Source organism: Bradyrhizobium forestalis, assembly GCF_002795245.1.
Lineage (GTDB): Bacteria > Pseudomonadota > Alphaproteobacteria > Rhizobiales > Xanthobacteraceae > Bradyrhizobium > Bradyrhizobium forestalis.
Window position 1 is genome coordinate 156,223 of the sequence record NZ_PGVG01000007.1, and the last position, 11,868, is coordinate 168,090.

Here is an 11,868-nt window from a genome sequence, read left to right on the forward strand (position 1 = left end):
GCGCCTCATCCTCACGCCGCCTCGGTCGCACCGAAACCGCGGGCCGCATCGGGCGAACGACGCGCCTCGTCCGCAAACATGCGGCGATAGAGCAGGACCGAGACGAGCCAAGCCAGCGCGAACAGCGCGATCACGACGAAGCCGACATTGGCCAGCGACTCGTTGAGGCCGTCGACCACCGCCCACATGCCGCCGGAGAGGCCGAGCCGATCCGCGATCAGGCCGAACGCCTCGACGCCGCCGATGAACAGCGCCACCGCGACCGAGGCGCCCGTGATCGTGAGATTGTACCAAAGCTTGCGCAGGGGATCGACGAAGGCCCAGCGATAGGCGCTGACCATCAGCGCGGAATCGGCGGTGTCGACCAGCGCCATGCCTGACGCAAATAGCGCGGGAAAGACCAGGACATCGGCGAGCGAGGCGCCGCGCGCGGCTTCGCTGGCGGAGATGCTGAGCAGGCCGATCTCCGTTGCGGTGTCGAAGCCAAGCCCGAACAGGAATCCAAGCGGATACATATGCCACGGCTTCGTCACCAGGCGGAACATCGGGCCGAGCAGCCGCGCCAGGACGCCGCGGCTGGCAAGCAGTGCGTCAAGCTGCGCAGCGTCGTGAACGCCCTGCTCCCGCGCCGCACGAAACGTCCGCCACAGGCCGGCAAAGATGGCGAGATTGATGGCCGCGATCACCAGCAGGAACAGTGCCGACACCGATGTGCCGATGAAGCCGCCGATCTCCTTGAGCAGGCTGTCGCCGCCAAGGCTGACCACACCGAGCGCCAGCAGCATGGTTGCAACCACGACCACGGTGGAATGACCGAGCGCGAAATAGAGGCCGACGCTGCGCGGCGCGCCGCCCGCCTGCATCAGCTTGCGCACGACATTGTCGATCGCGGCGATGTGGTCGGCATCGACGGCGTGACGCAGACCGAACACCCAGGCCAGCAGCGCCGTCGCCATCACCGTCGGCCGGTCGCCAAACAGCGCGAAGGCCCAGGCCCACGCGGCAACATTGGCGGCGATGAGCCCGCCGAACAGCAACGTCACCCCGGGCTCGACCGCCCGCAAAGACCATCTCGTCACGACAACCATTCCGTCCGCTGCACGCCCCGTCGCGCCACCGGTATGATATTTTCACAGGATGGTCATACTGACCAGTGCAATTCCAGACCACCCAAACAAGTCTTCCGCAAACCTACGCCGCCTCGGACCCACCCAAATAGGCGTCGCGGACGCGAGGATCGTCCTTCAGAGTCCGCGCCGGGCCTGAGAGCACGATCCTGCCGGTCTGGAGCACGTAGGCTTCATGCGCGATCTCGAGCGCGAGGCTGGCGTTCTGCTCGACCATGAACACCGAGACGCCCTCCTGGTTGATGGTGCGGATCAGCTCCAGCACGCGATCGACATAGAGCGGTGACAGGCCCATGGTCGGCTCATCCATCACGATCATGCGGGGCCGGCTCATCAGTGCGCGCGCCATCGCCACCATCTGCTGCTCGCCACCGGACAAGGACCCGGCGCGCTGCGACAGCCGCTGGCCAAGCTTCGGAAACAGCGTCAGCATCCTGTCGAGGTCCTGCGCGACAGCATCGCGGTCGTTGCGCACGAAGGCACCCATCAGGATGTTTTCGCGCACGCTCATGTCGGCGAACAGCCGCCGCGCCTCCGGCACCGAGGCGATGCCGCGACGGACGATCTGCGGCGTGGAGAGCCCGATCAGCGAGGCTCCGTCAAACGTCACCTCGCCCGAACGCGGCTTTACGAGACCCAAGATGATCTTCATCGTCGTCGACTTGCCGCTGGCATTGCCGCCGAGCAGGCACGCGATGTGGCCGCGCGCGACCGTGATCGACAGGTCGAAATGCACCTGGGCCTGGCCGTAGAAAGTGTTGACGTTGGATAGCGCCAGCAGCGGTTCGGGTGCGCTCGTCATGCCGCGCTCTCCTCCGTCGCCCCTGATAGCCCGTGGCCGAGATAGGCCTCGATCACCTTGGGATCACCACGCACCTCTTCGCCCGGCCCTTCCGCGATCTTCTTGCCTTCGTCCATGACGATGACGCGGTCGGACAGGCGCATCACCATTTCCAGCTTGTGCTCGATCAGGAGGATGGTCAGTCCTTCGGTTTTCAGCTCGGCGACGAGCGCCTGCATTTCCGCGGTCTCGGTCGGGTTCATGCCGGCGGTCGGCTCGTCGAGCAGCAAGAGGCGCGGCTTCAGCGCGAGTGCACGCGCGATCTCGACGCGGCGGCGGTTGGCGTAGGACAGGCTATACGCAGGCTGGTCGATGCGCGGCAGCAGCCGCTCGCCGAAGCGCGCGAGGATGGCCTTCACCTCCTCGCGCAGCCGCTCCTCTTCCGCCTTGACGCTCGAGGGACGAAGCAGTGCCAAGCCCAATTCCAGCAGCGGGCCAATCACCGGCACCGCCGGCTTCACGGCGCGCAAGCGCGTGTGGGCGCCGATCAGGACATTGTCCATGACGCTGAGATTGCCGAACACGCGGCCGAGCTGGAAGGTGCGCGCGATGCCTTCGGCCGCGAGCCGTTCCGGCGAGAAGCCAGTGATGTCCTGACTTCCGAAACGGACAGTGCCGGCGTCGGGCCGATCGAGCCCGGTCACGAGATTGAACAGCGTCGTCTTGCCGGCGCCATTCGGCCCGATGATGCTGATCAGCTCGCCCCTGGCGAGGTCGAGGTCGATGGCATCGACCGCGGTGAGGCCGCCGAAGCGGCGCGTCAGCCCGCGCAGGGACAGCATGGGATTGTGCTGCTCTCCCATCAGATCGTCCCCAGCAGGCCCTGCGGCCTGAACCGCACCAGCAGCAGCAGCACGACGCCGTAGATCAGGATGCGATACTCCGCCGCGATCCGGAAGACCTCGGGCAAGCCCACCAGCGCCACGGATCCGACGATGGCGCCGACCACGTTGCCGAGGCCGCCGAGGATGACGACTGTCAGCGCCAGGATGGATTGCTGCGTGTTGAAGGTCTCGTGGTTGATGTAGGAGTAGAGATGCGCGGCGATGCCGCCGCTGACGCCGGCGGCGAAGCCGCCGAAGATGAAGGCGAGCGATTTGTAACGGTTCAGGCTGAGACCATAGGCGCGTGCGGCGATATCGTCGTCGCGGATGGCGCGGAAACTGCGCCCGAGATGCGAAGTGAGCAGCCGCCCCTGCAGCAGCGCGAGCGCGACCATCACCACAAGGCTGAACCAGTAGATCGACGTCGGGCTGATCAGGTCATAGCCGAACAGCGATAGCGGCGGGATGCCGGAGATGCCGATCGGGCCGCGGGTGACGCTCTCCCAGTTCAGGATCACCAGCGAGACGATCTCGCCAATGGCGAGGGTGGCGATCGAGACATAGTGACCGCGCAGGCGGAAGGAGGGCGAGATCAGGAGCGTGCCGAGCGCAGCGCTCATCAGGCCGCCGCCGATGACAGCGAGGCCGACAGGGACGGAGAGCGCCAGCGACAGCAGCGCAGAGGTATAGGCGCCGATCGCGAGCAGCGCGGCATGGCCGAGCGAGACCTGGCCGATCGTGCCTGCAACCAGCGTCAGGCTGAGCGCGAGCATGCCGAGCAGCCAGGCATTGATCAGGGTCTGGAGCACGTAGAAGGACACCGGGAACAGCGGCAGGATCGCAAATGCCGCAGCCGCGACCGCAAGAGCCCAGCGCGGAATGCGGACGGGGCGGCTTGGCGCAATGAAAGTGCCGGTGAGCGGCTCGGGCGGCGCCTGCCGCGCGCTGGCGAACAGGCCGTTCGGCCGCAGCACGAGCACGACGACCAGCAGCAGGAACGCGAACAGGTTGCGATAGCTGGTGCCGAACACGGCGACGCCGTAGCTCTCCACCAATCCCAGCAGCAGGCTGCCGATGACGGCACCGGGTACATTGCCGGCGCCACCGACCACTTCCGCGACGACGCCCTTGAGCGTCGCCTGAAGGCTCATCGCGGTGTCGATCTGATTGTAGTACATGCCCACCAGCATGCCGGAGACGCCGCCGAGCGCGGCCGCAATGCCGAACACCGCCTGATTGACCCGGTTGACGTCGACGCCCATCTGCATCGCGGCATCGCGGTCCTGTGAGGCGGCGCGAACCGCCCAGCCGAGCTTGCTGTAGCGTAGGAACACGAACAGCAGCAGCGCGCTGGTGATCCCGACCCCGGCGATGAGCAGATCAAGCGGGCCGATCGTGCCGCCGCCGAGCTGGAAGCGAATGTCCGGCAGCTGGCTCGGCAGCGCGCGCGGGTTGGGCGAGAAGGTCAGCATCACCAGCTGATCGAGCACGAAGCTGATGCCGATGGTCGCGAGCAGCGGCGCGATGCGCACCGAGTTCTGCAGCGGGCGCAGCCCGAACCGCTCGAGGATCAAGCCGACCACCGCCGCTGTCGCCGCCACCACGATGATGGTGAGCGGCAGCGGCGTATGCAGCTGCACCACCGCGACCCAGCCGATATAGGCACCGACCAGATAGATCGAGCCTTGCGCGAAGTTGATCAGCCGGCTGACGCCGAAGATCAGCGCGAGCCCGACCGCAACGAGGGCATAGACATTGCCGACGATCAGCCCGTTGATCGTGTAGTCGAGCCAGGAAGACAAACGATGATCCCCGCGTCGAGAGAAGAGCGGCCGGAGCGACCGCTCCGGCCATCAGGTCAGGTCGGCTTGCCGTCCCAGAGCGCGAACTGGCCCTTGCGCACGACGAGCTCGGCGTTCATCGCGCCCTTGACGCGGCGGCTCTCGACGTCGAACGTCGCCTGGCCGAAGATGACGCTGGAGACGTCCTTCACCTTGGCGAAGGCGTCGCGGATGGCGCGGCGGTCGGTGCCGCCGATCTTGACGACGGAGGCCGCCATGTTCATCGCATCATAGGAATAGGCGTTGAAGGCGTCGGGCTCCTGACCGTTGTACTTGGCCTTGAAGCCAGCGATGAATTTCTTGACCTCGGGTCTGGGATCCTGGGGGAAATAACGCGTGCCGAGATGGACGTCCTCGACCGCCTCGCCGCCGAGCTCGAGGAATTTCGGCGAGTACACCGAGCTTGCCGCGCAGATCGTCTGTTTCAGACCGACCTGGCGGGCCTGGCGCGCGATCAATGCGCCGTCCGAATAATAGGAGATCAGGATCAGCCCGTCGGGATTGGCGTCGCGCACGCGCACGAGCGTGGAGCGGAAGTCGCGCTCCTCCGCGATGTAGCCCTCGGTGACCGCGATCTCCGCGCCGTAGTCCTTGGCCGCCTTGACGAAATGATCGCGGCTGGTGCGGCCCCAATCGGTGTTGAGGTGCAGCACCGCAAGCTTCTTCAGGCCGAGCCGCCTCACGGCATAGGACGCTAGCAGCGGCTGCTCGTCGGCCTGGCTCACGGACGTGCTCCACATGAAGTCGCCGCCCTTGGTGAAATCGGGATGTGAGTTGGTGAAGCCGAACTGCACAAGGCCGCCGCGCTGATAGATCGGGGAGGCCGCCATCGAGGCGGGACTCGAGAAATCGCCGAGCTCCAGGACGATGCGGGGATCGGAGACGAATTTCTGGGCGATCGCCACCGACTGGCGCGGATCGCTCTGGCTGTCCTCGAACTGGTAGGCAAGCTTGCGGCCATTGATGCCGCCGGCGGCGTGAATCTCGTCGAGCGCGAGGTCAAAACCCTGTTTCCACTGAGCGCCATATTGCGCATTCGGGCCCGTGAGGGGACCGCTGACGCCGAGCAGGATCGGCTCGGAGGACTGCGCCAGCGCGGCGCGCGAGAAGGCTGCTCCGGCCACCATGGCGGCGAGAGAGCCCCTGACCAGGGTACGGCGATCAATGTTGCTCATGCACGGCTCCATCCACTCAATGTTGAAACAAGCAGCAATTCTTGTGCCGGTGAGATTGCCTATTTCGAGGGCTCGCCGAGCGACAGCATCAGCCGGTTCGCCCAGTTGAAGAACGAGGCGCCGTTGATGACGTCGACGATCTCGGCATCGTCGAGACCGACGCGGCGCAGCTCCGCGATATTGTCAGGACCGAACGCGATCGGCGTTTCGGCCAATGCCACCGAGGCCTTGACCACCGCGTTCCAGCGTTCGCCGAGATCGGCACCAACGCCCTCATCCAGCAGGCGCTGCACGTCGTCGCGGCGCTTGGAATAAGTGCTGGCGAAACGCGCATGCACGGAGGCGCAATAGATGCAGCCGTTGTAGCGCGAGGTCGCAGCCGCTGCGAGCTCGCGCTCGGCGCGGGGCAGGCCGTCGGCCACGTTGTAGAAGATGTCCTTGTCGGTCTTGGTGCGGGCTTCGAGGACCTCAGGGTCGCGCACCAGCAGGCGGAAATAGTCCGACTTGGCACGGGCGCGGTCGACGAGACCGGCGTAATGGCGCTCGGTCAGCTCGGCCTCGGGCAGCGGATCGATCCACGAGACCCAGCCGAGCTCATCCTGGGTGAAGACGACGGGCGGATTGACGGTGCTCATGATTGGGCCTCCGACGCGCTTGCCGCTGCGAGCATGCGCAAGCCGCTGACGACGCGCACCTGAAACGACAGGAACGCAACGAGCTGAGAGAACGTGACGATGCCGGCGGTCGACCAGCCTGCGGCCAGCAGCGTCTTCATGTCGGCGGATGCGGCATCGCGCGGGCGGAACACCAGCAGATGCGCATGCTCGAGCGCCGCGACCAGCCGGTTGCCGAGCCCGGGCTTGCGCTCGGCACTGACGCGGTAGATCAGCCCGGCCTTGTCCTCGACCGATAACGGACCGGCCGGAAAGGCGCCGTATGGGCCCGACGTCTTGCCGCGCTCGATCTCGGCCTTGATCGCTTCGAGCAAAGGCGCGCCATCCACGTTCGCGGCAAGCTTCTCGCGATAGAAGGCGGCGACGGGGGACTCGCCGTGGAGCCCGGTCACGAAGGCCGCGACCGCGGCGCGTTCGGCCAGCGAAAAATCGCCGGCGTCGATCGGCTCGAACAGCGAGAGATAGCTCTTCTGCGCGTTCTCGCGCGCCTGCAAGCGGCGCGCGCGGATGGCGTCCAGCGCCGATCCCGGCTCGATCCCGGCGAGCGTGTCGATGATATCGTTCGTACTCATCAGTCAGCCTCATCCAATTCCGTAAAGTCGCGGCTAGCCCGCCAGCGCCACGTCGGGTGCGGCTGTCCTGATCCAGCCCAGCGCCGGGGCCACCTTCTCGGCGGCCAGCTCGATCGAGCGCAGGACATAGGGATGCGGCGCATCGACCGAATGCACCTGGAACACGAGATCGGTCACCCGCTCCAGCGTGGCGTCGGTGCGGAGCGAGGCGATCACTTCGTCGGCGGCGCCGACATGGGTGTCGAACGCGGTGATCATCTCTTCCAGCGTTTCGCCCGGCTTGGCGTGGCCGCCCTTGAGGAACTGCGGCAGCGCGCGGCGCAGTCCGATGTCGGCGAGGCGCATCGCCTCACGATGGTCGTCGGCGACGAAGACGCTGCGCGAGGCCATGATGCGCGGCTCGCAGCCCGGCGGCAGCGCTGCGAGATAGGCGTCGATGATCGGATTCTGGATCTCGGCCAGCGTCGCCTTCGGCGCGTCCTTATAGCGCGGCTGGGCGCGCGAGAGCAGGAGGCCGTCGCCGGCCTTGCCGGCCCGGGCGCCGCCGGCGACGGAGAATGTCGCCTGCCAGATGCGCTTGTCCAATTGCGGCCGCTGCGGATAGAGCGTGTCGCCGCCATCGAGCGGCTTGCCGGTCAACGCCGCACGGACGACCGCCAGATTGCGCGCAAAGATCTCGTTGCGCTGGGCGCTGTCGAGGCCGAAGGCGGCAAAGGCGGACGGGTTGCCGCCGGTGCCGACGCCGAGCTCGAAGCGGCCGTTGCAGAGGAGATCGAGCACCGCGGCATCCTCCGCCACCCTCACCGCGTTCTCCAGCGGCAGCGTCACGATGCCGGTGCCGAGGCGGATGCGCGAGGTCTGCGCTGCGACGTAACCCAGGAAGGTGAAGGGCGACGGCAGGCCGCCCTCGCGCTCGTGGAAATGATGCTGCGCGATCCATGCGGAATCGAGCCCCGCCTGCTCGGCGCGAACGATCTGCTCGGCGGCGAAGCGATATCGCTCGGCGGCCGGGGCCTCGTCGAGGAGCCGCGTGAAGAATCCCAGGCGTTTCAGGTTTGCAAAGCGTTTCATACGACCCCTGTCGGGCGAGAATGGCCACGGCCCGATGATGTCGGTTGCCGCAGCTCCAGACAAGCGGACATTGCGCAAGGCTCATACGCAAGGCTGCCCGCCGGATCGTCCTTACATGGACTTTACGCAGGCAAACTGCCTACCAGCTCGGCAGCACCGCGCCCTTGAACTTGGTCAGGACGAACTCCTTGACCTCGGGCGTGTGATAGCTGTCCACGAGAATCTTGACCCAGGGCTTGTCCTTGTCGGCCGTGCGCACCGCGATCAGGTTGACATAGGGCCCCTTCGGATCCTCGCGCAGGATCGGATCCTTGACCGGATCGAGGCCGGCCTGGGTTGCATAATTGGTGTTGATCGCGGCCGCGTCGACGTCGTCGAGCGCGCGCGGCGCCTGCGCCGCGTCGACCTCGATGAATTTCAGCTTCTTGGGGTTCTCGGTGATGTCGAGCACGGTCGGCTTGAACCCGACCCCGTCCTTCAGCTTGATCACGCCCTTGTCGCGCAGCAGCAGCAGCACGCGGCCGCCATTGGTCGGGTCGTTCGGGATCGAGACCTTGCCGCCCTCGGGGATGTCGGCGAAGGCCTTGTGCTTCTTCGAATAGACGCCGATCGGGAAGTTCACGGTCAGGCCGACCGCCTCGATCTTGTAGCCGCGATCGGCCTTCTGGTTGTCCAGATAAGGCTGGTTCTGGAACGAATTGGCCTGGATCTCGCCGGCATCGAGCGCGGCGTTCGGCACCACGTAATCGGAGAACTCGAGCAGCTGGATGTCGAGCCCATTCTTCGCCGCGATCGGCTTCACCGCTTCGAGGATCTGCGCATGCGGGCCTGGCGTCACGCCGATCTTGATGGTCTCGGCTGAAGCTCCGGCCGACCACGCGGCCAGCACGGCGGAGAGAATCAGGGGAAGGCGAAACGACATCTTGGTCTCCATGGAATCTGCGGTAACGGAACCGTATTCCCTTTTCTGCGCTGCGAAATCAATGAAATGGAAATCCATATTGGCCGGCCATCGCGGGCAGCCCTTCTCCAATCGGCCTCAAACGGGAAACGATTGCGAAGAGGCGGCAACCTGCACGACGAGCGTGACGGCATCGCGGCAAAGCGGCGCAGCCCCCGCGCACCGGTCTCGGAGCGCCGAAGATCCGGGCTCCCCTCTTTGACTCCACCACGCCCGGCGTGCTGAGTTAGAGTGCACGCAGCCAGTGACGACGTTTCTTCGCGAGGTGGAGGTCATCTGATGAACGAGAACGAAATCCGCAATCTGGTCGCGGAGGTGAAGCAAGGCACGTTGTCGCGACGCTCGTTCATCCAGAAGGTTGCCGCGATCGGGATCGCCGCACCGATCGCGAGCCAAATCCTGGTCTGGCACGACGTGGCGATGGCGGACGCCACGCTGCCGTACAAGCCGACCAAGGCCGGCGGCGGCGGCACGCTCAAGATCCTGCTCTGGCAGGCGCCCACCCTGCTCAATCCGCATTTCGCCCTCGGCACCAAGGATCAGATCGCATCGCGCGTCTTCTTCGAGCCGCTCGCCGGCTGGGACAAGGAGGGCAATCTCATCCCCTGCCTGGCCGCCGAGGCTCCGACCAAGGCGAACGGCGGCCTTGCGGCCGACGGCATGAGCGTGATCTGGAAGCTGAAGCGGGGCGTGACATGGCATGACGGCAAGCCCTTCACCGCCGACGACGTCGTCTTCACCTGGCAGTATGCCGCCGACCTTGCCACCGCGGCCTACACCACGGGCTCCTACAAGGATATCAAGGTCGAGAAGCTCGACGACCACGCCGTCAAGGTGATCTTCCGGGCGCCGACGCCGTTCTGGGCCGATCCGTTCGTCGGCTCGGTCGGGATGATCCTGCCAAAGCATCATTTCGGCGACTATGTCGGGGCCAAGTCGCGCGAAGCGCCGGGGAATCTGAAGCCGGTCGGCACCGGCCCATATAAATTCGTCGAGTTCAAGCCGGGCGACATGATCCGCGCCGAGCGCAATCCCGACTACCACATCAAGAACCAGCCGCATTTCGACCTGCTCGAAATCAAGGGCGGCGGCGACGCGGTGTCTGCGGCGCGCGCCGTGCTGCAGACCGGCGAATACGACTTTGCCTGGAACATGCAGGTGGAGGAGGAGGTCCTCAAACGCATGGAGGCAGGCGGCAAGGGCAAGCTCGACATCACGCCGTCAGGCAATGTCGAGTTCATCATCCTCAACACGACGGACCCCTGGACCGAGGTCGACGGCGAGCGCTCGAGCGTCAAGACCAAGCACCCGACGCTGTCCGATCCCGCCGTTCGCCGCGCGCTCAATCTCCTGATCGACCGCGATTCGATCCAGAAGTTCATCTACGGCCGCGGCGCCATCGCCACCGCGAGCTTCGTCAACGCGCCCAAGCAGTTCAAGTCCCCGAGGCTGAAATACGCGTTCGACATCGACAAGGCCAACAAGATCCTCGACGAGGCCGGCTGGACCAGGGGCGCGGACGGCATCCGCGAGAAGGACGGCAAGAAGCTCAAATACGTGTTCCAGACCTCGACCAACGCCCCGCGGCAGAAGACCCAGGCCATCATCAAGCAGGCCTGCCAGAAGGCCGGCATCGAGATCGAGATCAAGGCGGTCACGGCCTCGGTGTTCTTCTCCTCCGACGTCGGCAACCCCGACACCTATTCGAAATTCTACGCCGACATGGAGATGTACAACACGACGCAGCCGCAGCCCGATCCGGAGCGCCTGCTGAACCAGTGCGTCTCCTGGGAGATCGCCACCAAGGACAACAAATGGCTGGGCCGCAACAATTCGCGCTATTCTGATCCCGAAGCCGACAAGGCCTACAAGGCCGCGCAGAACGAGCTCGATCCCGTCAAGCGCGCCGCGCTGCTGATGAAGGTCGACGAGATCTTCTGCGAGGCCCACGTGTTCCTGCCGCTGCTCTCGCGCCACATCGTCAATGCCGGCGCCAACAACCTGATGATCGACATCTCGGGCTGGGACACCATCACGTGGAATCTGGCGGCGTGGTATCGGAGCTGACGGGAGCTCGGCGAGAACTCTCATATCCGGACAAGCTGCAAACGCATCGCGCATGGAATCCCTTCCACTGTGTGCTCCAGATCACAGCAGAATAACGCCCCCTCCCCTACAAAGATCGGGCATGGCCGCAAACAAGGTAACGGCGGTACGCACAAGGCTGGGAAGACGATCAACAGCTACGGACTTTGCGACGCCGCCAGGGTGAAGAACCCGGCGGCTTCTTCTCTTTTTGCAGACTCGCAAGGATGGGTGAGCGAAGCGAAACCCATCAATATATCCCGAACGCTGACGCATGATGGGTTTCGCAAGGGCTCTACCCATCCCACGCACCACCACTTCGAGTCGGTGCCTCTAGTGCCACGTCGTGTCCGCTTCGACGATCACCACTCTGATTTCGGGGTCTTCGGCCGTGTTGCAAGCGCAGGGCATGCCCTCGCCGCAGCGGCAGCCGCCCAGCTTCTCGCTCCAGACCCGGAGCGGATGGTTTTCGCAGACCCATCCGAGACCCTGGCAGAACGGGCAGGTCTTGTCGGTCACAGCGTATCCGGCGTCCGCATCGTGCTCGACTTGTCCTCGTTGCGCAGCTCCTGCTCGGCCGCGCGCCAAAACTCCTCTTCGCGGCCTTCGGGTTCGCCGGCTTGCTCCCACAATCGGTGCGCGCGTTCTCGGATGGCTTGCTCGGTCGGCTCGGACAATTGCACCTCCTGCGTGGGAA

The 11,868-nt window shown here is 65.4% G+C and carries 12 protein-coding genes; 1 reads left to right on the plus strand and 11 read right to left on the minus strand.

Annotation, left to right across the window (positions count from 1 at the left end):
* Positions 1-11: 11 nt before the first annotated feature.
* From CVM73_RS11230 to CVM73_RS11270, 9 genes are all read right to left on the minus strand, one after another.
* Positions 12-1,088 carry a HoxN/HupN/NixA family nickel/cobalt transporter gene (locus CVM73_RS11230; RefSeq protein WP_100232065.1) on the minus strand — a complete coding sequence of 359 codons (1,077 nt, stop codon included), beginning with the start codon at positions 1,086-1,088 and terminating at the stop codon, positions 12-14.
* Positions 1,089-1,191: 103 nt separating this feature from the next.
* Positions 1,192-1,929: an ABC transporter ATP-binding protein gene (locus CVM73_RS11235; RefSeq protein ID WP_100232066.1), complete on the minus strand. Its 738-nt coding sequence runs from the start codon at positions 1,927-1,929 to the stop codon at positions 1,192-1,194.
* A complete protein-coding gene (locus tag CVM73_RS11240; protein ID WP_167406777.1) occupies positions 1,926-2,771 on the minus strand; it encodes an ABC transporter ATP-binding protein in 846 nt (281 codons plus the stop codon). The genes CVM73_RS11235 and CVM73_RS11240 overlap by 4 nt, the downstream gene beginning before the upstream one ends.
* Positions 2,771-4,594: an ABC transporter permease gene (locus CVM73_RS11245; protein WP_100232068.1), complete on the minus strand. Its 1,824-nt coding sequence runs from the start codon at positions 4,592-4,594 to the stop codon at positions 2,771-2,773. The genes CVM73_RS11240 and CVM73_RS11245 overlap by 1 nt, the downstream gene beginning before the upstream one ends.
* 56 nt (positions 4,595-4,650) lie before the next feature.
* Complete coding sequence (locus tag CVM73_RS11250) at positions 4,651-5,808, minus strand: ABC transporter substrate-binding protein (RefSeq protein ID WP_100232156.1); 1,158 nt, start codon at positions 5,806-5,808, stop codon at positions 4,651-4,653.
* 59 nt (positions 5,809-5,867) lie between these two features.
* A complete protein-coding gene (locus CVM73_RS11255; RefSeq protein ID WP_100232069.1) occupies positions 5,868-6,443 on the minus strand; it encodes an alkylhydroperoxidase domain protein in 576 nt (191 codons plus the stop codon).
* A complete protein-coding gene (locus CVM73_RS11260; RefSeq protein WP_167406778.1) occupies positions 6,440-7,054 on the minus strand; it encodes a CMD domain protein in 615 nt (204 codons plus the stop codon). Before CVM73_RS11260 ends, CVM73_RS11255 begins: the two co-directional genes overlap by 4 nt.
* Positions 7,055-7,087: 33 nt before the next feature.
* Positions 7,088-8,125, minus strand: a complete 1,038-nt coding sequence (locus tag CVM73_RS11265) for a putative FMN-dependent luciferase-like monooxygenase (protein WP_100232071.1) — start codon at positions 8,123-8,125, stop codon at positions 7,088-7,090.
* Between the two features lie 139 nt (positions 8,126-8,264).
* Positions 8,265-9,059 carry a MetQ/NlpA family ABC transporter substrate-binding protein gene (locus tag CVM73_RS11270; RefSeq protein WP_100232157.1) on the minus strand — a complete coding sequence of 265 codons (795 nt, stop codon included), beginning with the start codon at positions 9,057-9,059 and terminating at the stop codon, positions 8,265-8,267.
* A 306-nt stretch (positions 9,060-9,365) separates the two neighbouring features.
* Between CVM73_RS11270 and CVM73_RS11275 the strand changes: the two genes are divergently transcribed.
* Positions 9,366-11,153 (plus strand): peptide ABC transporter substrate-binding protein, encoded by a 1,788-nt coding sequence (locus CVM73_RS11275; RefSeq protein ID WP_100232072.1) that lies wholly within the window; start codon positions 9,366-9,368, stop codon positions 11,151-11,153.
* A gap of 351 nt (positions 11,154-11,504) precedes the next feature.
* Here CVM73_RS11275 and CVM73_RS11280 read toward each other — a convergent pair whose 3' ends face one another.
* Both CVM73_RS11280 and CVM73_RS11285 read right to left on the minus strand, forming a co-directional pair.
* On the minus strand, positions 11,505-11,690 hold the full coding sequence (locus CVM73_RS11280) for a hypothetical protein (RefSeq protein ID WP_027576674.1): 186 nt from the start codon (positions 11,688-11,690) through the stop codon (positions 11,505-11,507).
* A complete protein-coding gene (locus tag CVM73_RS11285; protein WP_100232158.1) occupies positions 11,687-11,848 on the minus strand; it encodes a DUF2934 domain-containing protein in 162 nt (53 codons plus the stop codon). The genes CVM73_RS11280 and CVM73_RS11285 overlap by 4 nt, the downstream gene beginning before the upstream one ends.
* Positions 11,849-11,868: the final 20 nt, after the last annotated feature.